The organism is Enterobacter sp. JBIWA005 (assembly GCF_019968805.1).
Classification (GTDB): Bacteria; Pseudomonadota; Gammaproteobacteria; order Enterobacterales; family Enterobacteriaceae; genus Enterobacter; species Enterobacter vonholyi.
Genome location: NZ_CP074159.1, coordinates 4,409,964 through 4,436,394, shown reverse-complemented (window position 1 = coordinate 4,436,394; position 26,431 = coordinate 4,409,964). Strand labels below are relative to the sequence as shown.

Below are 26,431 nucleotides of genomic sequence, written 5' to 3'. Positions count from 1 at the left end.
CACCCTGGCGCGCCCTGCGCTTCGAGTTTTGTGGAGAGTCATTTTGCGTGTCAGCCGTTCCTTAACAATCAAACAGATGGCGATGGTCTCTGCCGTCACTATGCTGTTTGTCCTGCTCTTCTGCGTAATTTTGCTGTTTCATTCCGTACAGCAGAATCGCTATAACACGGCTTCGCAGTTAGAAAGTATTGCCCGCTCGGTGCGCGGCCCGCTTTCAGCCTCTATCCTGAAAGGGGATATTCCCGAAGCGGAAACCATTTTAAAACGCATTCAGCCTGCCGGCGTCGTTAGCCGCGCCGATGTCGTCTTGCCCAACCAGTTTCAGGCGCTGCGGATGAGCTTTATCCCGGAGCGTCCCGTCCCGATGATGGTGATGCGCCTGTTTGAACTACCGGTGCAAATTTCGCTTCCCGTTTATTCGCTTGAACGCCCTGCGAATCCGCAGCCGCTGGCCTACCTGGTTTTGCAGGCGGATTCCTACCGCATGTATAAATTCGTCATGAGCTGGGTGGTTACGTTAGTGACCACTTGCTTACTTATGACGCTTATTCTCAGCGTGGCGCTCACCTGGTGCATTAACCGGCTGATTGTTCATCCGCTGCGCCGTATCGCCCGTGAGCTGAATACGCTTGCGCCGCAAGATCAGATGGGACATCAGCTTGAGCTGCCGCGTCTGCATCATGACGATGAGATAGGTATGCTGGTGCGCAGCTACAACCTCAACCAGCAGCGCATCCAGCGTCAGCAGGATGAATTAAACAGCAGCGCCACCCGTTTTCCGGTATCGGAGCTCCCCAATAAAGCCTTCCTGATGGCGATGCTGGAGCAGACCGTTGCCCGCCAGCAAACCACGGCGCTGATGGTTATCGCCTGTGAAACCTTGCAGGACACGGCTGGCGTACTTCAGGAGAGCCAGCGTGAAATGCTGCTGCTCACCCTGGTGGAAAAGATCAAATCTGTCCTTGCCCCGCGCATGGTGCTGACCCAGGTCAGCGGTTACGATCTGGTGGTGATTGCCAACGGCGTAAAAGAACCGTGGCATGCGATCACCTTAGGTCAGCAAGTACTCACTGTCATTAATGAGCGGTTGCCCATTCAGGGTATCCAGCTTCGTCCGAGCGCCAGTATCGGTATCGCCATGTACTATGGTGATTTAACGGCGGAGCAGCTTTATCGTCGCGCGTTCTCGGCGGCGTTTACCGCCCGGCGCAAAGGGAAAAATCAGATCCAGTTCTTTGAACCGGAGCAGATGGAAAAGGCGCAGCAGCGCCTGACGGAAGAGAGCGACATCCTGACCGCGCTGGATAACCGGCAGTTTGCCCTCTGGCTACAGCCGCAGATGAATTTGCTGACGGGAGAAGTGAAAAGCGCCGAGGCACTGCTGCGCGTGCAGCAGCCGGATGGTTCATGGGAACTGCCGGAAGGGCTGATTGAGCGCATTGAGTCCTGCGGCCTGATGGTTACCGTCGGCTACTGGGTGCTGGAAGAGTCCTGCCGTCAGCTGGCCGCCTGGCAGGAGCGCGGCGTGACGCTGCCGCTGTCGGTTAATTTGTCTGCTATGCAGCTTATGCACCCGACCATGGTTTCAGAGATGCTGGAGCTGATCCATCGTTACCGAATCAAGCCTGATACGTTAACTCTGGAAGTGACGGAGAGCCGACGCATCGACGATCCTAATCAGGCGGTCGCGATTCTGAAACCGCTGCGTAATGCCGGTATTCGCATTGCCCTGGACGATTTTGGCATGGGATACGCCGGGCTGCGTCAGCTTCAGCACATGAAAACCCTTCCGGTAGATGTGCTCAAAATTGACAAAGCGTTTGTCGAAGGTCTGCCGGGCGACAGCAGCATGGTGCAGGCGATTATCCAGATGGCGCGTAGCCTCAACCTCCATCTTATTGCCGAGGGGATTGAAACCGAAGCGCAACGCGCCTGGCTTGCGGAGGCGGGCGTGGAGAGCGGACAAGGCTTCCTTTTTGCCCCCGCAGTCCCTTCGGATATCTTTGAAGAACGATACCTTTCTGGTGCTGACAATAACGCAAAAGTGTAATTTTGTTGCTGGCTTGTGCGAGCCAGCTCAAAGTTCTTAACATTTGTGTTTCAAATTTGAACTGAGTTTATTTCTGTCCTGTTATGTGGGTGTTATTTTAAAGCCGCAGGTTAACCATAACCTTACAAAGCCTGTGGTTTTTCTTCCCAAGGACACCTTATGAAAACCTCACTCTTCAAAAGTCTTTATTTCCAGGTCCTGACAGCCATCGCCATCGGTATTCTGCTGGGTCACTATTACCCTGAGCTGGGCGCGCAAATGAAACCGCTTGGCGACGCGTTCGTTAAGCTCATCAAAATGGTCATCGCTCCGGTGATCTTCTGTACCGTAGTAACGGGCATCGCTGGCATGGAAAGCATGAAGGCGGTCGGTCGTACCGGTGCAGTGGCGCTTCTCTATTTTGAAGTGGTCAGTACACTTGCGCTGATTATCGGTCTGATCATCGTCAACGTGGTGCAGCCAGGCGCGGGGATGAACGTAGACCCGTCAACGCTTGATGCCAAAGCGGTCGCGGTATATGCCGAGCAGGCGAAGGATCAGGGCGTGGTAGCCTTCCTGCTGGACGTGATACCGGGCAGCGTCATTGGCGCGTTCGCCAGCGGAAACATCCTCCAGGTGCTGCTGTTCGCCGTGATGTTTGGCTTTGCCCTGCACCGTCTGGGCAGCAAAGGCCAGCTTATCTTTAACGTAATCGAAAGCTTCTCGCAGGTGATCTTCGGCATCATCAATATGATCATGCGCCTGGCGCCGATCGGTGCTTTTGGTGCGATGGCCTTCACCATCGGTAAGTATGGCGTCGGTACGCTGGTGCAGCTGGGTCAGCTGATTATCTGCTTCTATATTACCTGTATCCTTTTCGTAGTTGTGGTGCTGGGCTCCATCGCCCGCGCGACGGGTTTCAACATCTTCAAATTTATTCGTTACATCCGTGAAGAGCTGCTGATTGTTCTGGGGACTTCCTCTTCAGAATCGGCGCTGCCGCGTATGCTCGACAAGATGGAAAAGCTGGGGTGCCGTAAATCGGTGGTCGGGCTGGTGATCCCGACGGGCTACTCCTTCAACCTGGACGGCACCTCGATATACCTGACGATGGCGGCCGTATTTATCGCTCAGGCGACCAACAGCCATATGGATATTTTCCATCAGATTACCCTGCTGGTGGTGCTCCTGCTCTCCTCTAAAGGCGCGGCAGGCGTGACGGGCAGCGGCTTTATCGTGCTGGCTGCCACCATTTCAGCTGTAGGTCACCTGCCGGTGGCGGGTCTGGCGTTGATTCTGGGTATCGACCGCTTCATGTCAGAAGCCCGTGCGTTAACCAACCTGGTGGGTAACGGCGTGGCAACGGTGGTGGTGGCGAAATGGGTGAAAGAGCTGGATCACAAAAAGCTCGACGATACTCTGAATAATCGTTCAACTGACAGCAAAAATCCTGGCTTAACCTCTTAATCTTGTCACAAATGCCCGTATTCCCTTGTCGGGATGCGGGCTCCTGCGCATAATAACTGTTCGTACCTGTCATAATTCGACAAGATTTTTTTGGGTATATTTCACTTCGGACCGTGACGTTTTGCCGAACGCGCGGTCTAATCGACGTGTTTTCATCGTCATCTTTAAGAGTGAAGCGCGTCGCGAGGCACTCTTTTTTAACCAGGAATGTTGATCAGGGGTTCACATGCAGGGCACAAAAATTCGACTCTTAACCGGCGGTTTGCTGATGATGGCAGCAGCCAGTTATGTGCAGGCAGATGCGCTCCAGCCAGACCCGGCCTGGCAACAAGGGACATTAGCGAACGGTTTTCAGTGGCAGGTGTTAGCCACTCCGCAACGTCCCAGTGACCGTATAGAAATCCGTCTGTCCATTAATACCGGTTCCCTCACGGAAAGCACCCAGCAAACCGGTTTTAGCCATTTTATTCCCCGGCTGGCGCTCACGCAGAGCGGCAGCCTGCAAGCGGTTCAGGTGCGTTCACTTTGGCAGCAGGCCATCGATCCGAAGCGCCCGCTTCCTCCGGCTGTTGTCTCGTATGACTACACCATGTTTAACCTGAGCCTGCCTAATAACCGTAACGACCTGCTGAAAGAAGCGCTTACGTATCTCTCCGATGCCTCTGGCAATCTGGCGATTACGCCGGACACCGTTAACTATGCGTTGAGCAACAGTGACATGGTGGCGACCTGGCCCGGAGATACCAAAGAGGGCTGGTGGCGCTACCGCCTGAAGGGCTCAACGTTACTGGGACATGACCCGGCCGAACCGCTGAAACAGCCGGTCGATGCCGAACAGGTAAAATCGTTCTACCAGAAGTGGTACACCCCGGACGCCATGACGCTGATCGTGGTAGGTAACGTGGACAGCCGCGCGGTGGTGGAGCAGATCAACAAAGCGTTTGGTGATTTGAAAGGTAAGCGTGAAACGCCAGCCCCTGTCCCGACGCTCTCTCCGCTGCGTGCAGAGCCTGTCAGCATTATGACGGACGCCGTGCGTCAGGATCGCCTCTCCGTCATGTGGGATAACGCCTGGCAGCCTATCCGTGAGTCCGCGGCAATGCTGCGCTACTGGCGTGCCGATCTGGCGCGTGAGGCGCTGTTCTGGCACGTTCAGCAGACGCTGAGCAAGAACAACGTCAAGAATATTGGTCTTGGCTTTGACTGCCGCGTGCTGTTCCAGCGCGCGCAGTGTGCCATTAACGTTGAATCGCCGGGCGATAAGCTGAATGCCAATCTGGGCGTGGTCGCGAAAGAGCTGGCAAAAGTGCGTAAAGAGGGGCTTTCCGAAGAGGAATTCAATGCTCTCGTGGCTCAGAAAAAACTCGAGCTGCAGAAGCTGTTTGCGACCTATGCACGTGCCGATACCGACATTCTGATCAGCCAGCGTATTCGCTCCCTGCAGAATCAGGTGGTGGACATTGCGCCGGAACAGTACCAGAAGCTGCGTCAGGACTTCCTGAACGGTCTGACCGTCGAGATGCTCAATCAGGACCTCCGTCAGCAGCTGTCACAGGAGATGGCGTTGATCCTCCTGCAGCCGAAGGGCGAACCGGAATATGACATGAAGGAACTTCAGACGACCTGGGATTCCATTATGGCTACCGCGCCGCAGCCAGCGCAGGCCGCCACGGCGGATGATTTACATCCGGACGCGACGGATATTCCGCAGGGGCAGTAATGCTTAAACATTCCCTCTCCCTGTGGGAGAGGGTTAGGGTGAGGGCATCAGCCCGCACCTTACTTAAACTGGCATCGCCTCGCGCGGAATAATCGCCCCGCGATACTGAATCACCGTGCTGGCCGTCAGGTGCCCACGCCGTGCCGCCGCTTCCGGCGTTCCCCCTGTCAGGCGTACCGCCAGGTAGCCCGCGCTGAAGGAATCCCCCGCCGCGGTGGTATCAATCACTTTCTCTTTGGCAAGCTTCACCGCCGGAACGTCAACCAGCGTTTCACCCGCCACCGCGACCAGGCAAGACTCCGCACCGCGCTTAATCACCACTTCGCTCACGCCAGCCGCTTGCGTGCGTGCAATCACGTCCTCTACCGGTTTCTCACCCCACAGGGCGTCTTCATCGTCGAGCGTGAGGAAGGCGATGTCGGTGCACTGCAGCATCTGTTGATAGACCTGCTGCGTCTCTTCGCGGCTGCCCCACAGGCGCGGGCGGTAGTTGTTATCGAAAATAACCTTGCCGCCGTTTGCACGGCATTCGCGCAGCAGCGAGAGCAGCTTTTCACGGCTGGTGGGGCTTAAAATCGCAAGGCTAATCCCGCTCAGATAGAGATAGTCAAAGGTCGCCAGCTCTTCGCAGATGGCCGCAGCCGCGTCGCTCTCCAGCCAGAATTTGGCCGCGGCTTCGTTACGCCAGTAATAAAACGTGCGTTCGCCGGTGCTGTCGGTCTCGATGTAATAAAGTCCCGGGAGGCGGTTTTCCATACGCTGAATCAGCGACGTTTCAACATGTTCACTCTGCCACGCCTCCAGCATCTGCTGGCTGAAGCTGTCCGTTCCCAGGGCGGTAACGTAATTCACGGTGAGCGCCTCAGGCGCGACCTGGCGGGCAATATAAACGGACGTGTTTAACGTATCGCCACCAAATCCGCGGCTGACTTCAGCGCCTTTTTGTGACAGTTCAATCATGCATTCGCCAATCACGGCAATTTTTTTGGACATAGTCGTGAACCTGAACAGAAGAATTATCAGCAGTGTGCGCTGAGTGAATTAACCGGTCAACTATATTAAAACAACGTTCCATTATTTTATTTGAGCCAGCGCGTGTTCCCGCGCATTTCTGTCATCTTAATTTCATTTTCCCGGTGAATTGAACATAAAGTTCTCAATTGTCGCGCCGATAATCCTGTGACGAGTCCAGAAAGGCTATCCCAACAACAGGACATCTGAAATGAAGTCAGAGCAGGTTATCCAGCGGCTGAGCACTACGCCTGAGGCAAGTATTGAGAACTTGCAGGAGCATCGCTACTGGCTGCAATGTGAGCGTGCATACACCTTTCAGCCGATCTACCGAACAGATGGTCGACTGATGGCAATTGAAATTTTGACCGTCGTTACGCACCCCTCAAGCCCCACTCAGCGCATCGCGCCGGATCGCTATTTTGCCGAAGTTGCCGTTCGCCAGCGTCTGGATGTGCTGGAAGAACAGCTTCGCATGCTGGCGACGAAGCAGTCCTTTTTCGAACAGCACGATATCCTCGCCTCGGTGAACGTCGACGGCCCAACCCTGCTGGCGCTGCGGCAGAACGCAAAATTGCAGGAGCTGATCGCCACCCTGCCGTGGATGCGCTTTGAGCTGGTGGAGCATGTCCGTCTGCCGCAGGATTCCTCGTTTGCTTCGATATGCGAATACGGCCCGCTGTGGCTGGATGACTTTGGCACCGGCATGGCGAATTTCTCCGCCCTGAGTGAGGTGCGCTACGACTATATTAAAGTGGCCCGCGATCTGTTCATTATGCTGCGTCAGACCCCGGAAGGTCGGAATCTGTTTACGCTGTTATTACAGCTGATGAACCGCTATTGCCAGGGCGTGATTGTTGAAGGTGTGGAAACGCTGGAAGAGTGGCGTGATGTGCAAAGCTCGCCTGCCGCGGCGGCGCAAGGCTATTTCCTCTCCCGACCGGTACCCATGGATCGCCTCGATAGCGTGATAACAACCCTCTGATAAGCCCGCTTCCCTTTGTCTGGACTATAGTTTTACAGGACAGGTCATCAGGAAAGGGGATAAAAATGACAAGAACAACCAGGGTGATCTCCTGGACAGCAGGGATTTTCTTGTTGTTGATCGTGGTCGTCGCCATCATTATTGCGACGTTTGACTGGAACCGTCTCAAGCCGACCATCAACCAGAAAGTCTCAACCGAACTGAACCGCCCCTTCGCCATACGCGGTGATTTAGGTGTGGTATGGGAGCGTCAGAAAGAGGAGCCAGGCTGGCGAAGCTGGATCCCCTGGCCCCACGTCCATGCCGACGACATCATTCTCGGCAACCCGCCGGACATCCCGGACGTCACTATGGTCCACCTGCCGCGCGTGGAGGCCACGCTAGCGCCGTTAGCGCTTCTGACCAAAACCGTTTATCTGCCGTGGATCAAACTTCAGCAGCCTGATGCGCGTCTGATCCGACTCTCAGAAAAAACCAACAACTGGACATTTAACCTTGCCAGCGATGGCGACAAGGATCCTAATGCCCAGCCTTCTTCCTGGTCATTCCGTCTCGACAATATTCTTTTCGATCGCGGACGGATCGCCATCGACGATAAGGTCAGCAAGGCGGATATGGAGATCCTGGTCGATCCGTTGGGCAAACCGCTGCCGTTTAGCGAGGTCACGGGCACGAAAGCAAAAGGCGATGCGGCAAGCGTAGGTGACTATGTCTTCGGCCTGACGGCAAAAGGACGCTACAACGATCAGCCTCTCAGCGGTAAAGGGAAAATCGGCGGCATGCTGGCGCTACGGAGCGAGGGCACGCCGTTCCCGGTGCAGGCGGACTTCCGTTCCGGTAACACCCGCGTGGCGTTCGTGGGAACGGTTAACGACCCGATGAACATGGGCGGCGTCGACCTTCAGCTTAAATTTGCCGGTGATTCGCTGGGCGAGCTGTATGAACTGACTGGCGTGCTGCTGCCGGATACCCCGCCATTCGAAACGGACGGGCATCTGGTCGCCAAAATCGATACCGAAAAAGCGTCTGTTTTTGACTACCGTGATTTTAACGGCCGCATCGGCGACAGTGATATCCACGGCTCGCTGACCTACACCACCGGAAAACCGAGGCCGAAGCTGGAAGGGGACGTTGAGTCCCGTCAGCTGCGTCTGGCCGATCTTGGTCCGTTGATTGGCGTGGATTCGGGCAAAGGCACAAAGTCCAAAGAGGTCAAAAAGGACGTTCAGCCTGCGGGTAAAGTATTGCCTTACGATCGTTTCGAAACCGACAAATGGAACGTAATGGATGCGGATGTACGCTTCAAAGGCGGGAAAATTGAACATGGCAGTACGCTGCCGATCAGCAATCTTTCGACCCATATCCTCCTCAAAAACGCCGACCTGCGCCTTCAGCCACTGAAGTTCGGCATGGCGGGTGGGACGATTTCCTCGAACATTCACCTGGAAGGCGATAAGAAGCCGATGCAGGGACGGGCGGAGATCCAGGCGCGTCGATTGAAGCTGAAAGAGCTGATGCCGAACGTAGAGCTGATGCAGAAAACCCTCGGTGAAATGAACGGTGATGCCGACATTCGCGGCGTGGGGAACTCGGTGGCGGCGCTGCTGGGTAGCGGCAACGGAAACCTGAAGCTGCTGATGAACGACGGACTGGTGAGCCGAAACCTGATGGAGATCCTGGGGCTGAACGTCGGTAACTACGTCGTCGGGCAAATCTTCGGCGATGACGAGGTGCGGGTGAACTGCGCGGCGGCCAATCTGGATCTGGTGAACGGCGTGGCGCGCCCGCAGATTTTTGCCTTCGACACGGAAAACGCGGTGATTAACGTGACCGGTACCGCGAGCATGGCTTCGGAGCAGCTTGATCTGACGATTGACCCGGAGAGTAAGGGGATCCGTATTATCACGCTGCGCTCGCCGCTGTACGTGCGCGGGACCTTCAAAAATCCGCAGGCGGGCGTGAAGCCAGGGCCGCTGATTGCGCGCGGTGCCGTGGCTGCGGCTCTTGCGACGCTGGTTACCCCAGCTGCAGCGCTGCTGGCACTGATTTCGCCGTCAGAGGGCGAGGCGAATCAGTGCCGGACCATTTTGTCGCAGATGAAGAAATAGCTCCCTTTCTCCCTCTCCCTGTGGGAGAGGGCCGGGGTGAGGGCATCAGGCCGCAGTGAATTACAGAGCCTGGTGCTTCGTCTCGTGCGTCAGCAGCAGCGCAATCAGCGTCAGCGCCGCCATGGCCGCAAGATAGACGCCCACATAGAACAGACCATAGTTTGCCTGCAGCCAGGTGGCGATATATGGCGCAACGGACGCACCCAGAATAGACGAGACGTTATAGGAGAACGACGCGCCGGTATAACGTACTTCAGTCGGGAACAGCTCGGGCAGCAGCGCGCCCATCGGGCCGAAGGTCAGCCCCATCAGGCTCAGGCCAATCAGCAGATAGGCCATCACCAGCGCCGGGCTACCTGAACCCAGCAGCGGCGGGAAGACGAACAGGGCAAACAAAATGATCAGCGTGGTGATGGTAATCATGCTTGCACGACGACCGAATTTATCCGCCAGCAGGCCGGCAATCGGAACCATCACGCCAAAGCCGATCACCGCCATCATCAGCATCCACAGCACTTCGTTACGCGGCAGCCCCAGCCCAACCGGCGCAGCGGCGGTACTGAACGTCATGGAGTAGACGGTCATGATGTAGAACAGCGTATAGGTGGCGAGCATGATAAACGTGCCCAGCACGGTCACGCGAACGTGTTTGGTCAGAAGCGTACCCAGCGGTACTTTTACCTGCTTGTTCGCCGCGGCCACTTTCGCGAAGACAGGCGTTTCATGCAGAGAAACACGCACATACAGGCCAATCAGCACCAGCACGGCTGAGAAGATAAACGGAATACGCCAGCCCCAACTCATGAACTGTTCATCCGTCAGCAGCCAGGAGAGCAGCAGGAACGTCCCGTTGGCAAAGAAGAAGCCAATCGGAGCGCCAAGCTGCGGGAATGAGCCATACAGCGCGCGCTTGCGCGCCGGGGCGTTCTCGGTGGCCAGCAGCGCCGCGCCGCCCCATTCACCACCCAGCCCCAGACCTTGCCCAAAACGCGCCAGCGCCAGCAGGACCGGCGCCAGAATACCGATGGTTTCGTAGGTCGGCAGCAGGCCGATGGCTACGGTGGAGATCCCCATCGTCAGCAGCGAGGCCACCAGCGTGACTTTGCGGCCAATGCGATCGCCAAAGTGTCCAAACAGCGCAGAGCCAATCGGACGCGCAACAAACGCAATCGCAAAGGTCGCCAGAGACTGCAGCGTGGCCGCCGTCGGATCGCCCTGCGGGAAGAAAATGTGCGGGAATACGATGACCGCGGCGGTGGCATAAATATAGAAGTCGAAGAACTCAATGGCGGTGCCAATCAGCGATGCGACGACGACTTTATTGCGCGAATTTACCGGAACGTTTTCCGTTTCTGAGTCGAGTGTGGTGGCGGTTGCTTGCATAATATTTTCTTATTTTTGTCGAACGAAAGGCCATATTACGCACAGCAAAAGCGACATTTCAATCTGTAACAAAGCCGCGACCCGGTGATAAAAACAGCAAAAAGCGGATAATTTTCAGACCAGCCAAAACACGTCTATGAAATGCTTCACAGATTTTAAATATCAGTCAATTAAACTGGTTTTCGGTTAAATAAAAGTTACGGGCTGGATTTATATGCTGAAATGATGAATCGGGCTGAAATTTCAGCCCGATGGCGGGGCTAGCGGTGCGTTTTGCCGGGCATTCGCGTGTCGCCTTTGTACTCGGCGGTGGCAATCCATGCCGCGCAGAACAGTGTCAGGCGGGCGAAGAAGTAGAAGAAGGCCATCAGTCCCAGCACCGAGCCAAACGCCGCGCCGGAAGGGGATTTAACCAGTGACGGCAGGGTGTAAGTCATCACGATTTTGATCACCTCAAAGCCGATCGCCGCAATCAATGTGCCGCGGAGCAGCGCCTTCTTGCGCGGCCGATGCCGGGGCAAGCGCCAGAAGATCCAGAAGAACAGCAGGTAGTTGGCGAAGATGGAAATAGCCAGCCCAATGCCGCGCCAGGCGGGCTTCAGCCACTCGATGTAATCCAGATAGAGCGCGGAGATGATCATCTGCTGCGCCGAGCCCGCCACGGAGGTAATGGAAAGCGTCACGATGAGCGCGACCAGCAGGCCAATCAGCGAAACAAAGTCGCGGAGATACTTGACCCAGATTTTCTCCTGGTCCTGCGGCTTACGCTCCCAGACGTCGCGCGACTGGGCGCGAATGGCCTCGCGCAGGTTGCCCATCCAGTTAACGCCGGAGTAAAGGGCAATTAGCAAACCGACGATGCCGACGGTAGTACGCTGCTGAACGGCGGTATTGATGGTGCTTTTGAGCGTGCTGGCAAGGGTCGGGTCACTGACGTTATTCAGGATCTTATTGAAGATATCCTGCAGCAGCGTCGGGTGCGAGGCGAGCACAAAACCGGCTGCCGCGAACGACACCATCAGGATCGGTATCATAGACAGGAAGGAAAAATAGGTGATGGCGGCACCAAACTGGTTTCCCATGCGGTCATTAAAGCGTTCGGTCGCGCGTATCAGATGCGCAATCATGGGAAACTGCTGAATTCTCGCGGCGATGCCGGTTACGGTTCCCAGCGCTTTGCTGGCGGTACCTGGCGTTTTGGCCTCTTCGGGCCCGGTTTCCATCTTTTTGACGGGCTCATACTCTAAATGTTGGGTGGGTCGTTGCGGGTTGTTTTCCGGCGTCACGCGTCTTTTCCTTTTCGTTTGGCTGGATGTTATTGAATTATAGCTTGCGACTAGTCCACGTAAGCTTTTGTGAGTTCGGTTAGCCACTCCATGAACAGATGGACCCGGCGGGAGAGGTTGCGCCGGTGGGGATAAATCAGGGAAACAGGCATCGGTTCGGCCCGGTATTGCGGGAGGATCTCAATCAGCTTCTTCGCGCGCAGTAAATCGCGCACCCCAACCCGCGGCACCTGAATAATGCCCAGTCCGGCGAGACAGGCAGCCTGGTATGTTTCCGTGCTGTTGACGGTCAAGACCCCGCCCGTTTTTATCCACTGCGTTGCACTGCCGTTATAAAACTCAAAGCCCTGTGGGCGTGTTCCCAGCGTAGCGGTGTAGTGAATAACGGCGTGCGAGCCTAAATCGTCCAGGGTTTCCGGGTAGCCAAAACGCGCCAGATAGTCCGGGCTGGCGCAGTTAATCACCGACAGCTTGCCCAGTGGACGGGCAATCAGCCCTGAATCCTTCAGCGTGCCGACGCGTACCACGCAATCAAACCCTTCGCGGATCACATCCACCAGACGATCGCTGCTGCTGAGCTCCAGCTCGATGCCCGGATAATGCTGCAGAAAAGCAGGGAGTTTGGGGATGACTAAATTTCGAGCTACGGCGACGGGCATATCCACGCGGAGCCGTCCGCTGATGCTGGAGGGATCGTGCAGAAACATACCGTCGAGTTCATCAAGGTTTGCCAGCAGATCTTTTGCCCGCTCGTAATAGACCATGCCGTCCTGCGTCAGGCTGACGCGGCGCGTGGTGCGGTGCAATAGCTGGGTGCCAAGCCGGTTTTCGAGGGCCTGAATCTGTCGTGACACGCTGCCTTTCGGCAACGTTAATGTTTCTGCCGCGCGGGAAAAACTCTCCAGTTCCGCGACGCGAACAAACAGCTGCATTGCGTGAATTTTATCCATAGATGTAGCTCATTGTTGTTTGTGCTGAAACAGTGAAGCGTTTTAACTCATCTTTATTGATTTTCTATCACCTAATAAGCTCTTACTCAATCTCCATAACAGCCAAAACGAGGTTTATGATGACTGAACGTATCGCATTAGTGACGGGTGGTAGCCGTGGTTTGGGTAAAAACGCTGCCTTAAAGCTGGCGGCAGACGGCACGGGAATTGTGCTGACCTACAACCGCAGCCAGCAGGAAGCGCTGGACGTCGTGCATGAAATTCAGGAAAGAGGCGTCAACGCGGCGGCATTGCAGCTCAACGTCGGGGATATCACGAGTTTTGAGCATTTTGCCCAACAGCTTCAGGAGACCCTTAAGAGCGTCTGGCAGCGTGAAACGTTTGACTATTTATTGAACAATGCCGGGACGGGTTTATATGCGCCTTATACCGACACGACGGAAGCCCAGTTTGACGAGGCGCTGAACATTCATTTCAAAGGACCTTTCTTCCTGACCCAGCGCCTGCTGCCGCTGCTTAGCGACGGGGGACGTATCCTCAACGTCTCCAGCGGGCTGGCCCGTTTTACCCAGCCGGGCTCAGGGACCTACGCGGCCATGAAGGGGGCGATGGAAGTGCTGACGCGCTATCAGGCGAAAGAGCTGGGCGCGCGCGGCATTTCCGTCAATATCATTGCGCCTGGCGCGATAGAAACAGACTTTGGCGGCGGACGGGTGCGCGACAACGCGGAGCTGAATCAGTTGCTGGCCTCGCAGACGGCGCTGGGACGGGTGGGTCTACCGGACGATATCGGTGATGCCATTGCGGCACTGCTCAGCGATAAGCTGGGCTGGATGAATGCGCAACGTATTGAAGTGTCAGGCGGTATGTTCCTGTGATGCCCGGACTTAAGGGGAAGGAACCTCTTAAGGAACCCTTAATATGGATGTGTCTGCCACTGACAGCGATAAAGAACGCAGGCAGCCATAGACGATAACCCATTTTCATCACGATATTTCTCCAGAGAAAGACCCTGATGTTTTTTATTAACGCAATGGCCGCAGAAAATATTTTCAGCGCATGACGTTTGATATTCGTTTCCTCTTAATAGCGACCCTGAAGAGGAAACGACATCCGGAAATATCGGCTAAATTACTATTGGTCAGGAATTATTATTCAGGTATTCCTGCTGTAATAAACCAAATAGCCAGTCATTTTGCCAGCGCCCCGCAAGATAATAGCTCTCACGTAATTCACCTTCCAGGTGAAAGCGGGCTTTTTCCAGCAGGCGTCTTGAAGCAGCGTTTCCCGCTGTTACGGTGGCGGTGAGTCGCCGTATACCGCCCTGAAGAAAAGCGTAATCGCAAAGCGCCTTCAGGGATTCAAAGCCGTAACCTTTCCCCTGCGCCTCGGGGGCGAAAAGGAAGCCCACTTCGGCGCAGTCCTCCTCCCGATGAATATACCCGGTAACGCCCAGCGGGGCCTGGGAGGCGGTGTCACGTACGACGAGACAAAGCCAGTGCGCGCTGCCCGGAGCCCATGGCGTCAGGCGCGAATCAAACGCCTCTCGTATCGCCGCGACGGGGCGGTCTTCCGCCACAAAGCGCATAACGTCCGGGTGCTGCTGTAACGCCAGAAAAAAGGGCCAGTCTTCTTCCTGCAAAGGTGAGCAGTTCAGGCGAGGGGTAATTAAAACGGGCATTCAGATTCTCCTGACACTTTTTAAATGATTTTAGGGTTGTCACTTTATTTCAACAGAAAGTCAGGTATGGTTAACCGCGTATAAATAAAAAGAATAAAGGGTGTCTCGCGCCCATTCCTGATGTCTTCGTTGTCGCTTAAGGAAAACAATGACTCTCAGCACATCACACCATATTCGCGAACAGTTTGAACACTGTCTGGCGGTCATTCGCCATGCGTCGGTGGAAATTTTACTCCTTCTGAATGTACATGCTTCTGAGGGCAAAGACCCACGCTGGTTTCTGGAACAACTCGACAGCGCGCGATTAACTTTGGGCGGCTGGGGAGCCGTTGCGAAAAAACTCAACCTGAATGATGCCGAGATGTCGGAATTTACGCTCCAACTGCGCCTGCTGCAGCAGCGCGTACCGCAGTATGAAAGCGGACAGGATGTGAGTGAAAACCAGCTTATTGCGGCGATGCGGTTTGTGACCGCGCTGGAACATCTTCGTCTTCAGCAGCCGCTGTTGACCTATAGCACGGAGCTGGCACCGGGCAGCGAACTCCAGCAGCAGCAGGCGCACAAGCAGGTACGCGCAATTGAGCTGATGCTTAAAGGGCTTATCCAGCAGGCCTGGCCCGATCAGGTAAAGCTGAACAACCATCTTAAGACCCTGTTTAACGCTGACCGCGTAAGGCGCTGGCTGAAGCTTGGCGAGATCAACGATGTCCTGAGCGGCATGATGTTCAGCGAGCTGGCGCAGATGCTGGTGGATAAAAAAGAATTCAGCCGCTATTACGCTTCGCTTTTCAGCGACCCGTCCATGCTGACTCTGCTGGTTGAACCACGCAAAACGCTGCAAACCTTTCTCGACGATATTCGGCAAATCCGCAACAGCATCACCGTTCAGAAGACGTTAAGCTCGGCGCAAATTCAGCTGCTGGACAACTACTACGCGCAGATCGCGCGGCCCGTTCAACGCGCGTTTGAAGAGGGGAGAACGCGCGTTAATCCGGCAGGATTCATGGCGGTAGATGCCAGTGAATTGCATACCTTCTGGGAAAAGGCGCAGAAAATGGATCGGGTTACCGGTGGGGATCTGTTTGAAGTCCGTGACACCATTGAAAAGCCGACCCAGCGCGCGCCGCGCACCCCCGAACAACGCGAGCAGCTCATTTCCGGTGCGCTATGGGGGGCGGTTGGCGTTATGGTGATTGCCATTGTGGCAGGGGGCTTCTGGCTGGTGACCAGCAGCAAGCCGCAGCCAGCGGCCGTCAGCGCGGCTGAAGCGGCTCCACCGCAGGAAATGCGTGAGACGCCTTCCTCGCGCGAAACGCTCACGCGCATGGGAGTCACCTGGGACGAGAATAATTTCCGCTCGGCCATTAACCGCAACGATACTCGCGTGACCCAGCTCTTTTTGCAGGGCGGTATGGACTGGAAGCTGTCCTGGACCGAAGAGGCGATGTCGGCAGGCCATGACGACGTGCTGGAGCTGATGTTACGCTACCGGCAAAACATGGTGGAAGAGAAGCCGTGTCGCCGCTTCATCAACACGCTCAGCCACGCGATGTCGAACGGCGAGTCTCTGACCTCGGTACGTAAAGAGTATCTCAAAGCGTTCTGCACCGTGCCTGCCGTAGTGAAACGCCAGCAGCACGATCTCGACATGGCCACACGCCGCGCGCAGTCACAGCCGGATGCCACCACCAAAAAATGGCAGTCTATTCAGAGCGCCATTTATGAGGTGATACGCTAACATTATCCCCTCACCCCAGCCCTCTCCCCGGAGGGGCGAGGGGGAAAAGGCCGCAACCTGCTTAAGGCTCCCCATACAACCCAATCAGCCGCCGCACCACGCCGTTTGTCCAGCCGAAACCGTCCTGCAGCGGATACTCACCCCCGCCACCTTCGCGCGGCGTGCTGCTGGCGATGTGGTACTTCTCAATCAGCTTGTGGTGCGTCTTGTAGAAATGGTTCACCGTATGCAGCCAGCTCCAGGCGATCTCATCCCCCAGCGAGTCGTTGCCGTACTGCTTGAATCCCTGAATCGCCATCCACTGCAGCGGCGCCCAGCCGTTGGGTTTATCCCACTGCTCGCTGGTTTCGTACTCGGTCGCCAGAATTCCGCCCGGGGTCAGCAGACGCGCCTTGACCGCATCCGACAGGCGTTCCGTCTGCTCGTGAGTTGCCATGCCAACGTACAGCGGCACGATGCTGGCGGCAGAAAACAGCGCCAGCTCTTCGCGTCGCCAGTCGTAATCTCGGTAACAGCCGCTCTCCTCGTCCCACAGATAGCGGTTCACCGCCGCGCGGCGATCGTTGGCTTTCTGGCGGAATTCCTCTGCCGTCTCTTTATCCCCTTTCGACGCCGAGATGTTGGCGATAGCGCTTTCCAGTTTGAACAGGAAGGCGTTCAGATCGATGGGGATGAACTGCGTCGTGCGGATGCTGGCGAGACGCGACGGATCGCGCAGCCAGCGGGACGAGTAATCCCAGCCGGAAGCCGCACCCGCGCGCAGGTCGCGATACACCTCATTTGGCGGACGGCCCGAGTGGCGCGCGGTTTCCACGTCCTCGATCCACGATTCGTCGCGCGGGGTATCGCGGTCATCCCAGTAGCGGTTGAGCAGTGAACCGTCCGGCATGCGCACAGCGCTGCGGTATGCCTGATTAAGCAGCAGCGACTCCGCACCGTCCATCCAGAAGGCGTACTCCATTTTGAGGTGATCAAGATAGCGTTTCGCACCGCGCACGCCGTCCTCCTCAAACAGCTCCACCATCAGCGCAAAGACCGGCGGCTGTGAGCGGCTGAGATAATAGGTGCGGTTGCCGTTGGGGATATGTCCGTAGCGTTCTATCAGCCAGGCGAAGTTGTCCGCCATACATTTGAGCAGATCGTTACGGCCGCTCTCCGCCAGCCCCAGCATGGAGAAATAAGAATCCCAGTAGTAGGTCTCGCTGAAGCGCCCGCCGGGGACGATATAGGCCTGCGGCAGCGCCAGCAGGGAAGACCAGGGAATATGATCCTGCGGCTCGCGCGTCAGCACCGGCCACAGGTTATCAATGTGCTCTTTCAGGGAGAGTCCTGGATCGGAGACATATTCTGTGCCGTACGTTTCCGGCATCCAGAAGTGGTTCTCCACAAACTGGCGCAGGTCGAAATCCCGGTGGCGTCTGACCTTGCGGTAGCGGATCAAGATATCCAGCGGATCCATCTTCGGCGCGCAGTCGGGGAAGGTTTTACTGTCCGCAAACAGCCGCGTCGACTGCACGTGTTCGAACAGTTCAAGGTAGCGGTCTGCGGGCGTCAACGCATCGGAGGCGGGTAGCCCCTCGATCATTTCGGGTTCCGGCTCCGCCTCAATCATTTCATCCAGTTTCAACTCGCAGGGATCGGTCTCGTAGCGCAGCTCTTCTGCAATCTCGAACTCGATGTTCTCGGTAGCCTGTAGTTTCTGGTTGAACATGGTGATAGGGACCTCCGGTTGTGTGTTCAAAAGACAGGTTTATCCGGGCGTCTTATAAGCGTAGACATTCGCTTCGGTAGATGGGGAGGGAAATGTGCGGTAGATCACTATTTTCGGAGCATTCGTTTTGCAACGATTTATGAATGTTAAAAAAATGCCCCTCCGGGGAGGGGCATCATGATTAACGCATGGTCACAAACTCTTCCGCGGCCGTCGGGTGGATTGCCACAGTATTATCGAAGTCTTTCTTGGTTGCGCCCATCTTCAGCGCCACGGCGAAGCCCTGCAGGATCTCATCCATGCCGAAGCCAATGCCGTGGATACCGACAATCTTCTCTTCCGGGCCGACGCAGACCAGCTTCATGCGGCACGGCTGACGGTGCGAGGTGACGGCGGTATACATTGCGGTGAACGCCGATTTATACACTTTCACCTGGTCGTCGCCGTACTGCTCGCGCGCCTGCGGCTCGGTTAAACCGACGGTGCCGATTGGCGGATGGCTGAAGACCACGGTCGGGATGTTGCTGTAGTCCAGATGCTCGTCCGGCTTGTTGTTAAACAGGCGCTCGGAGAGACGACGACCCGCCGCAACGGCGACCGGCGTCAGCTCAACCGCACCGGTATTGTCGCCGACCGCGTAAATGCCCGGTACGCTGGTGTTCTGGAATTTATCGACGACGATATAGCCTTTATCGTCGGTTTTCACGCCAGTCACGCCCAGGTTGAAGTTATCGTTCGCCGGTTCACGGCCAATCGCCCAGATCAGGCAATCAACGGTCTGGCTGCGACCATCTTCCAGCTCAAGCGTCAGGCTTCCGTCCGCGTTTTTCACCACCGCTTTTGGTACGGCGTTGGTGTGCAGGGTTGGGCCTTCGGTGTTCATTACTTCAACCAGCGTATCGACAATCAGCGGGTCGAAGCTGCGCAGCGGCGCGTGTTTACGTACGAACAGGTGCGCTTCTGCGCCCAGGCCGTTAATCACTCCGGCCAGTTCAACCGCGATGTATCCCGCGCCTACCACGGCAACGCGCTCAGGCAGGGCTGGCAGCTCGAAGAAACCGTCGGAGTCGATGCCGTATTCCACGCCCGGGATGTTCGGGTGGCTCGGACGACCGCCGGTGGCGATCAGGATGTGATCGGCGGTGATCGTCTCGCCGTTCACTTCGATCGTTTTCGCATCAACGAAGCGGGCGAAACCGTGGATAACGTCGACGTTATTTTTACCCAGCACGTTGTCGTACGAGGTGTGAATGCGATCGATGTACGCGGTACGGCTGGCGATCAGCTTGTCCCAGTCGAAGCGGTTGATGGTGGTGTCAAAGCCGTAGTCCGGGCCATACATATGGATAGCTTCACGGATCTGCGCCGCATGCCACATCACCTTCTTCGGTACACAACCCACGTTCACGCAGGTGCCGCCCAGCGCTTTGGCTTCAATCAGCGCGCACTTCTGGCCGTACATGGCCGCGCGGTTGATGGAGGCGATGCCGCCGCTGCCGCCGCCGATTGCGATGTAGTCATAATGCTTAGTCATAGCTTTTGTCCTTAATCGTGAATTGCCGCGATTGTATACCTGAAATCAATAGTTTCCACCGATGGCTGCGATTACTCCGGCACGATCCAGTTGACGGTAGCGTGGCCTGTACCCGCCGGCACCAGCGTTTTATGCAGCCACGGCAGCACGTTGTTCATCTGCGCTTCGAGCTTCCACGGCGGGTTGATTACAATCATGCCGGAGGCGGTCATACCGCGCTGATCGCTGTCCGGACGTACCGCCAGCTCGATCTGCAGGATCTTGCGGATGCCGGTCGCTTCCAGGTCTTTGATCATGCGTTTGATCTGCGCGCGCAGCACCACCGGATACCACAGGGCGTATGTCCCGGTGGCGAAGCGCTTGTAGCCTTCGTGGATACCGGTTACCACCGCCTGATAGTCGGTTTTGATTTCGTACGGCGGGTCGATGAGCACCAGGCCGCGACGGGAAACCGGCGGCAGCTTGGCCTTCAGCTGCTGGTAGCCGTCGGCTTTTTCGACGCGGGCGCGGCTGTCTTTCTGGAATTCTGAACGCAGCAGCGGGAAGTCGCTCGGGTGCAGCTCGGTCAACTGGAGGCTGTCCTGCTCGCGCAGCAGCTGGCGGGCAATCAGCGGCGAGCCCGGGTAATAACGCAGCTGGCCGTTGCGGTTGAAGTGGTTCACCACGCCGATGTACGGCTCCAGCTCGGCAGGCAGGTCGTCCTGCTGCCAGATGCGGGCAATCCCTTCCAGATATTCACCGGTACGCTCGGCATGCTCGCCGCTCAGCTGATAACGGCCCGCGCCCGCGTGCGTGTCCAGATAGAGAAATGGCTTCTCTTTCTCTTTGAGCGATTCGATGATCAGGCTCTGAACGGTGTGTTTAAGGACGTCGGCGTGGTTGCCTGCGTGGAAGCTGTGGCGATAACTGAGCATGGGTAATGATATTCCGCTGAATTGACGATTTGCCACAGTTTACAGCAGAACGGCAAAGATTACCCGTAGGCCCGGTAAGCGCAGCACCACCGGGCTCTTTTCGACAACGTCCGGCATTGAAATCCTCTACACTTAACCCCATTCTAGATCCCATATGCACAGCGCCGGATGCGCGCTTCATTCACCTATTTCAACAGGACAGCGTTTATGACCAATCCATTACTGACGCCTTTTTCGTTGCCACCGTTTTCTAAAATCCTCCCCGAGCATGTGGTTCCAGCGGTTACGCAATCGCTGGACAACTGCCGCGCGGCGGTAGAAAGCGTGGTCGCGCAGGGCGGGCCGTACACCTGGGAAAATCTGTGTCAGCCGCTGGCCGAAGTGGACGACGTGCTGGGGCGTATCTTCTCCCCGGTAAGCCACCTGAACTCGGTAAAAAACAGCCCGGAACTGCGCGAAGCCTACGAACAGACCCTGCCGCTGCTCTCTGAATACAGCACCTGGGTCGGCCAGCACGAAGGGCTCTACAAAGCCTACCGCGACCTGCGCGACGGCGACCATTATGCCGAACTGAACACGGCGCAGAAAAAATCGGTCGATAACGCCCTGCGTGATTTCGAGCTGTCCGGGATTGGCCTGCCAAAAGAGAAACAAACCCGCTACGGTGAAATCGCCGCGCGCCTGTCCGAACTGGGCAACCAGTACAGCAACAACGTGCTCGACGCCACCATGGGCTGGACGAAGCTGATTACCGACGAAGCGGAGCTGGCGGGCATGCCGGAAAGCGCGCTGGCGGCGGCAAAAGCCCAGGCCGAGGCGAAAGAGCAGGACGGTTTCCTGCTAACCCTGGATATCCCGAGCTATCTGCCGGTAATGACCTACTGCGACAACCAGGCCCTGCGCGAAGAGATGTACCGCGCCTACAGCACCCGCGCCTCCGATCAGGGGCCGAATGCCGGTAAGTGGGACAACAGCCCGGTCATGGCGGAAATCCTCGCCCTGCGCCACGAGCTGGCCCAGCTGCTGGGCTTCGAAAACTACGCCGATAAATCCCTCGCCACCAAAATGGCGGAGAACCCGCAGCAGGTGCTCGACTTCCTGACCGATCTGGCGAAACGCGCCCGTCCGCAGGGTGAAAAAGAGCTGGCCCAGCTGCGCGCCTTCGCGAAAGCGGAGTTCGGCGTGGACGAGCTGCAGCCATGGGATATCGCGTACTACAGCGAAAAACAGAAGCAGCACCTCTACAGCATCAGCGACGAGCAGCTGCGCCCGTACTTCCCGGAAAACAAAGCCGTTAACGGCCTGTTCGAGGTGGTGAAGCGCATCTATGGCATCACCGCCAAAGAGCGTACCGATATCGACGTCTGGCATCCGGACGTGCGCTTCTTTGAGCTTTATGACGAGAAAAACGAACTGCGCGGCAGCTTCTACCTCGATCTCTACGCGCGTGAAAACAAGCGCGGCGGGGCGTGGATGGACGACTGCGTGGGCCAGATGCGTAAAGCAGACGGTTCTCTGCAGAAGCCGGTCGCCTACCTGACCTGTAACTTCAACCGTCCGGTGAACGGCAAACCTGCGCTCTTTACCCACGATGAAGTGATCACCCTGTTCCACGAGTTCGGTCACGGCCTGCACCATATGCTGACCCGCATCGAAACCGCAGGCGTGGCAGGCATCAGCGGTGTACCGTGGGATGCGGTCGAGCTGCCGAGCCAGTTTATGGAAAACTGGTGCTGGGAGCCGGACGCGCTGGCGTTTATCTCCGGTCACTATGAGACCGGCGAACCGCTGCCGAAAGAATTGCTGGATAAAATGCTGGCGGCGAAGAACTACCAGGCGGCGATGTTTATCCTGCGCCAGCTGGAGTTCGGCCTGTTCGATTTCCGCCTGCACGCCGAGTTCAGCCCGGAGCAGGGCGCGAAAATTCTTGAAACCCTGGCCGAGATTAAAAAGCAGGTTGCCGTGATCCCTGGGCCAACCTGGGGCCGCTTCCCGCACGCGTTCAGCCACATCTTCGCTGGCGGCTACGCGGCGGGTTACTACAGCTACCTGTGGGCCGACGTGCTGGCGGCGGATGCCTTCTCTCGTTTCGAAGAAGAGGGAATTTTCAACCGCGAAACCGGCCAGTCGTTCCTCGACAATATCCTGACCCGCGGCGGTTCCGAAGAGCCAATGGTGCTGTTCAAACGCTTCCGCGGCCGCGAGCCGCAGCTGGATGCGATGCTTGAGCATTACGGGATCAAAGGCTGATTGTTACGTGAAGATCTGCTTAGTGGATGAAACGGGTGCCGGAGACGGCGCCTTATCTGTTCTGGCCGCCCGCTGGGGGCTGGAGCACGATGAAGATAACCTGATGGCGCTGGTGATGACACCAGAACATCTCGAATTACGTAAGCGCGATGAACCGAAGCTCGGCGGGATTTTTGTCGATTTTGTCGGCGGGGCCATGGCGCACCGGCGCAAGTTCGGCGGCGGTCGCGGCGAAGCGGTGGCGAAAGCGGTTGGGATTAAAGGAAGCTATCTCCCGGACGTGGTGGATGCCACGGCGGGGCTGGGGCGCGATGCGTTTGTGCTGGCGTCTGTCGGCTGTCATGTGCGGATGCTGGAGCGTAATCCGGTGGTGGCCGCGTTGCTGGACGATGGTCTGACGCGTGGCTACGCGGACCCGGAAATCGGGCCGTGGTTGCAGGAACGATTGCAGCTGATCCATGCCTCGAGCCTGACGGCGCTGACCGATATCACCCCGCGCCCGCAGGTCGTCTATCTCGACCCGATGTTCCCGCACAAGCAGAAAAGCGCGCTGGTGAAGAAAGAGATGCGGGTGTTTCAGTCTCTGGTGGGGCCTGATTTGGACGCGGATGGCCTGCTGGAGCCGGCTCGCCAGCTTGCGACGAAGCGGGTGGTGGTGAAGCGCCCTGACTATGCGCCGCCGCTGGCGGACGTTGCCACGACCAATGCGGTGACCACCAAAGGGCACCGGTTTGATATTTATCCGGGGACGCCGGAATAGTGCGGGCTGATGCCCTCACCCTAACCCTCTCCCACAGGGAGAGGGAACAAACACTAAAAACGGCAACTATGTTGCCGTTTTGCTTTTACCTTGTAGGCCCGTTAAGCGTAGCGCCACCGGGCTTTTTTGCACTTACTCGTCTTCTTCGTCACGCAGTGGAACAATCAGCATATCCACGTGAACGGTGTTAATCAGCTGGCGCGCGGAAGACATCAGCTTGCTCCAGAAGTCCTGATGGTGACCGCACACCACCAGGTCCATGTCGTATTTCTTGATCGCATCAACCAATACCTGGCCCAGGTCGCCGCTGCCGCTCAGGGTTTCGGTAATCGGATAGCCCGCGTTGGTGGAGAGTTCGCTCAGGGCGTGGTGCGTCTCTTCGGAGATACGCTTCTGCATATCGCCCAGATTGACGTCGATCAGACCGGTGTAGAGGTCGGAGTAATTCACATCAACGTGAATCAGCGAAACTTTCGCGTTGTAGGGACGTGCCATGGATACCGCTTTATCAACCAGCACTTTGCTCTCCGGAGAGAGGTCTACCGCGATGAGAATGTGTTTGTAAGCCATAGTGTTACTCCTTCCTTAAGTTATCGATGACTAAATAGGAAAGCCGTCGTCTGATGCTTTCATTACGGCCCAGTTAAACATATTTTTCAAGCTTTGGTGTTGATAACGATTAACCTTGTGGCAAAAAAATTAACGGATCTCCTACACTATTAAATGAGCCGTTCGGATATTAAAACGCGAACCGAATCGACTTTTGGTCATTCTTTCACTGAACTGTCTGTCAGGGCATTGGGGTGCGGTAGCTCAGAAGCCTTGCTTCGTGGGCGGACGCCGGGGAGGATGTATGATTAGCACCGTCGCATTGTTTTGGGCGTTATGCGTGGTTTGCATAGTGAATATGGCGCGCTACTTCTCATCGTTACGTGCGCTGTTAGTGGTACTTCGTGGTTGCGATCCGTTGCTTTATCAGTATGTGGACGGTGGAGGGTTCTTCACCTCGCATGGACAGCCCAGCAAACAGATGCGTCTGGTGGGATACATCTACTACCAGCGCTACCGCGATCATCACGATGAAGAATTTATTCGTCGCTGCGAGCGCCTGCGTCGTCAGTTCATTTTGACCAGCGCCCTGTGTGGCCTGGTCGTGGTCAGCATGATTGCATTGATGATTTGGCACTGAGCATAAAAAAAGCGGGTCAGGAAACTGACCCGCTTTTTTGTCGCCTTCAACCGATTAAATCAGCTTCAGCGAAATCCAGTACAGCCCGCCAGAGAGCAGGATGGATGCCGGAAGGGTGAACACCCAGGCCATCAGAATGTTGGTCACGGTTTTGCGCTGCAGGCCGCCACCGTCAACAATCATGGTACCTGCTACGGACGAGGAGAGTACGTGGGTGGTGGATACCGGCATACCGGTGTAGCTCGCCAGACCGATAGACACTGCCGCCGTCATCTGCGCGGACATACCCTGCGCATAGGTCATGCCTTTCTTACCGATCTTCTCGCCGATGGTGGTCGCCACACGACGCCAGCCAATCATCGTACCGATACCGAGCGCCAGCGCGACGGCCATGATGATCCAGATTGGCGCGTACTCAATGGTGTTGAGCATATCGCCTTTCAGTTTCTTCAGCAGACGCTGGTCGTCAACATTCACGTCAGGCAGCTTCGCCACTTTATCCGTCACATCAGAGATGCACAGCATAATGCGACGCAGCTGACCACGCTGCTCAACGGTCAGTTTGTCATAACTTTCGATATTGCCCAGCATCCCTTTGGCACGTTCCAGCGCGTTAATCGCGTTTGCCGGATGGCAGTGGAACTCGCCAGGTGCAGTCGTGGCACCGGCTTCCGGAGAAGGGATCAGCTGGTCAACGCCGGTCGCTTTTTTCAGCAGCTCAGGGTGCTGCTGGAAATAGGTTTCAACGTTGTTTACCGCATCACGGGTACGGGTGATTTCGTAGCCGGAGGCATTCATGTTGACCACGAATCCTGCCGGTGCAACGCCAATCAGTACCAGCATCACCAGACCAATGCCTTTCTGACCATCGTTCGCGCCGTGTGAGAAGGCCACGCCGATAGCGGAAATGATCAGGGCAATACGCGTCCAGAATGGCGGCTTTTTCTTGCCGTCTTTCTTTTCACGCTCTGCTGGCGTCAGGTGAATACGGGAGCGTTTTTTGGTATTGCTCCAGTAACGACGCAGGATGAAGATCAGCCCGCCCGCCACCACCAGACCCACGATAGGGGAGACGATGAGAGAGGCAAAGATCCCCAGTACTTTCGGGATATTTAACGCATCAACAACCGAGGTACCGGTCATGAGGGCGTTGGTTAACCCGATACCGATAATCGCGCCGATGAGGGTGTGAGAACTGGATGCAGGCAGGCCGAAATACCAGGTACCGAGGTTCCAGATAATTGCAGCAAGCAGCATTGAGAACACCATAGCGAGGCCATGGCCAGAACTAACGTTAAGCAGCAGATCCGTTGGCAGCATATGCACAATCGCATACGCAACGCTCAGCCCGCCCAGGAGGACACCAAAAAAGTTAAATACTGCCGCCATAACAACCGCAAGCTGCGATCGCATTGCGCGAGTGTAGATAACCGTCGCTACTGCGTTTGCAGTGTCGTGGAAGCCGTTGATCGCTTCGTAAAACAGTACAAAAACCAGAGCAAGCAATAATAAAAGCCCGGTATGTAAATCCAGGCCGGCAAACAAATGTAGCATAGGACGTTACGCCATTTTGAGGACATGAACGCGGCGCATTATCCAGGACAAATGCGCGGCGGGCAAAGTGAAATATAGACTTTTTTTGACATACCACCTGATTTGAGAAAAGGGCCAGAAAGGATATTCTTTAAATTTCAATGAAATGCCTTTGTAATATC

Annotated in this window: 20 protein-coding genes; 10 read left to right on the top strand and 10 right to left on the bottom strand. The window is 56.3% G+C overall.

Annotation, left to right across the window (positions count from 1 at the left end; translation table 11 throughout):
- Positions 1-43 precede the first annotated feature (43 nt).
- The 3 genes from hmsP to KGP22_RS21140 all read left to right on the top strand — a co-directional run bounded on the left by hmsP (position 44) and on the right by KGP22_RS21140 (position 5,216).
- Positions 44-2,050, top strand: coding sequence for a biofilm formation regulator HmsP (hmsP, locus tag KGP22_RS21150; RefSeq protein WP_111963701.1), 2,007 nt, complete (start codon positions 44-46; stop codon positions 2,048-2,050).
- 159 nt (positions 2,051-2,209) lie between these two features.
- Positions 2,210-3,496 (top strand): dicarboxylate/amino acid:cation symporter, encoded by a 1,287-nt coding sequence (locus KGP22_RS21145; protein ID WP_023309587.1) that lies wholly within the window; start codon positions 2,210-2,212, stop codon positions 3,494-3,496.
- 226 nt (positions 3,497-3,722) lie between these two features.
- Positions 3,723-5,216, top strand: a complete 1,494-nt coding sequence (locus tag KGP22_RS21140) for a pitrilysin family protein (protein ID WP_047646783.1) — start codon at positions 3,723-3,725, stop codon at positions 5,214-5,216.
- A 63-nt stretch (positions 5,217-5,279) separates the two neighbouring features.
- Here KGP22_RS21140 and KGP22_RS21135 read toward each other — a convergent pair whose 3' ends face one another.
- Entirely contained in the window at positions 5,280-6,209 is a 930-nt protein-coding gene (locus KGP22_RS21135) for a sugar kinase (protein WP_223580700.1), read from the bottom strand.
- 229 nt (positions 6,210-6,438) lie between these two features.
- Between KGP22_RS21135 and pdeH the strand changes: the two genes are divergently transcribed.
- A complete protein-coding gene (gene pdeH / locus KGP22_RS21130) occupies positions 6,439-7,212 on the top strand; it encodes a cyclic-guanylate-specific phosphodiesterase (protein WP_223580699.1) in 774 nt (257 codons plus the stop codon).
- Positions 7,213-7,277: 65 nt separating this feature from the next.
- Entirely contained in the window at positions 7,278-9,320 is a 2,043-nt protein-coding gene (locus tag KGP22_RS21125) for an AsmA family protein (RefSeq protein ID WP_223580698.1), read from the top strand.
- Positions 9,321-9,380: 60 nt separating this feature from the next.
- On the opposite strand, the gene KGP22_RS21120 is transcribed toward KGP22_RS21125, so the two are convergent.
- The 3 genes from KGP22_RS21120 to KGP22_RS21110 form a co-directional block, all read right to left on the bottom strand.
- On the bottom strand, positions 9,381-10,703 hold the full coding sequence (locus KGP22_RS21120; protein WP_104949925.1) for an MFS transporter: 1,323 nt from the start codon (positions 10,701-10,703) through the stop codon (positions 9,381-9,383).
- Positions 10,704-10,963: 260 nt separating this feature from the next.
- Positions 10,964-11,989 carry an inner membrane protein YhjD gene (yhjD, locus tag KGP22_RS21115; RefSeq protein ID WP_115876806.1) on the bottom strand — a complete coding sequence of 342 codons (1,026 nt, stop codon included), beginning with the start codon at positions 11,987-11,989 and terminating at the stop codon, positions 10,964-10,966.
- A 50-nt stretch (positions 11,990-12,039) separates the two neighbouring features.
- Positions 12,040-12,939 carry a LysR family transcriptional regulator gene (locus tag KGP22_RS21110; protein ID WP_149367185.1) on the bottom strand — a complete coding sequence of 300 codons (900 nt, stop codon included), beginning with the start codon at positions 12,937-12,939 and terminating at the stop codon, positions 12,040-12,042.
- A 119-nt stretch (positions 12,940-13,058) separates the two neighbouring features.
- Here KGP22_RS21110 and KGP22_RS21105 point away from each other — a divergent pair, with 119 nt between their 5' ends.
- Positions 13,059-13,817: an SDR family oxidoreductase gene (locus KGP22_RS21105; RefSeq protein WP_149367194.1), complete on the top strand. Its 759-nt coding sequence runs from the start codon at positions 13,059-13,061 to the stop codon at positions 13,815-13,817.
- Positions 13,818-14,080: 263 nt separating this feature from the next.
- Here KGP22_RS21105 and KGP22_RS21100 read toward each other — a convergent pair whose 3' ends face one another.
- Entirely contained in the window at positions 14,081-14,620 is a 540-nt protein-coding gene (locus KGP22_RS21100) for a GNAT family protein (RefSeq protein WP_223580696.1), read from the bottom strand.
- A gap of 148 nt (positions 14,621-14,768) precedes the next feature.
- On the opposite strand from KGP22_RS21100, the gene KGP22_RS21095 reads away from it, so the two are divergent.
- Positions 14,769-16,358, top strand: a complete 1,590-nt coding sequence (locus KGP22_RS21095; protein WP_223580695.1) for an STY4199 family HEPN domain-containing protein — start codon at positions 14,769-14,771, stop codon at positions 16,356-16,358.
- 61 nt (positions 16,359-16,419) lie between these two features.
- On the opposite strand, the gene KGP22_RS21090 is transcribed toward KGP22_RS21095, so the two are convergent.
- From KGP22_RS21090 to KGP22_RS21080, 3 genes are all read right to left on the bottom strand, one after another.
- Positions 16,420-18,069 (bottom strand): alpha,alpha-trehalase, encoded by a 1,650-nt coding sequence (locus tag KGP22_RS21090; RefSeq protein WP_223580694.1) that lies wholly within the window; start codon positions 18,067-18,069, stop codon positions 16,420-16,422.
- 181 nt (positions 18,070-18,250) lie between these two features.
- Positions 18,251-19,603, bottom strand: a complete 1,353-nt coding sequence (gene gorA / locus KGP22_RS21085) for a glutathione-disulfide reductase (protein ID WP_111963712.1) — start codon at positions 19,601-19,603, stop codon at positions 18,251-18,253.
- 71 nt (positions 19,604-19,674) lie between these two features.
- Positions 19,675-20,517, bottom strand: coding sequence for a 23S rRNA (adenine(2030)-N(6))-methyltransferase RlmJ (locus tag KGP22_RS21080; protein ID WP_223580693.1), 843 nt, complete (start codon positions 20,515-20,517; stop codon positions 19,675-19,677).
- 207 nt (positions 20,518-20,724) lie between these two features.
- Here KGP22_RS21080 and prlC point away from each other — a divergent pair, with 207 nt between their 5' ends.
- Complete coding sequence (gene prlC, locus KGP22_RS21075; protein WP_059363924.1) at positions 20,725-22,767, top strand: oligopeptidase A; 2,043 nt, start codon at positions 20,725-20,727, stop codon at positions 22,765-22,767.
- A gap of 7 nt (positions 22,768-22,774) precedes the next feature.
- A complete protein-coding gene (gene rsmJ / locus KGP22_RS21070; protein WP_181574016.1) occupies positions 22,775-23,527 on the top strand; it encodes a 16S rRNA (guanine(1516)-N(2))-methyltransferase RsmJ in 753 nt (250 codons plus the stop codon).
- A 132-nt stretch (positions 23,528-23,659) separates the two neighbouring features.
- Here the strand turns inward: rsmJ and uspA are convergent, their stop codons facing one another.
- The gene (uspA, locus tag KGP22_RS21065; protein WP_003861223.1) at positions 23,660-24,097 is read right to left on the bottom strand and encodes a universal stress protein UspA; all 438 of its coding nucleotides are present in this window, start codon (positions 24,095-24,097) and stop codon (positions 23,660-23,662) included.
- Between the two features lie 283 nt (positions 24,098-24,380).
- Between uspA and uspB the strand changes: the two genes are divergently transcribed.
- On the top strand, positions 24,381-24,716 hold the full coding sequence (gene uspB, locus KGP22_RS21060; RefSeq protein ID WP_003861224.1) for a universal stress protein UspB: 336 nt from the start codon (positions 24,381-24,383) through the stop codon (positions 24,714-24,716).
- Between the two features lie 54 nt (positions 24,717-24,770).
- On the opposite strand, the gene pitA is transcribed toward uspB, so the two are convergent.
- Positions 24,771-26,270: an inorganic phosphate transporter PitA gene (pitA, locus tag KGP22_RS21055; RefSeq protein ID WP_127732547.1), complete on the bottom strand. Its 1,500-nt coding sequence runs from the start codon at positions 26,268-26,270 to the stop codon at positions 24,771-24,773.
- Positions 26,271-26,431 lie beyond the last annotated feature (161 nt).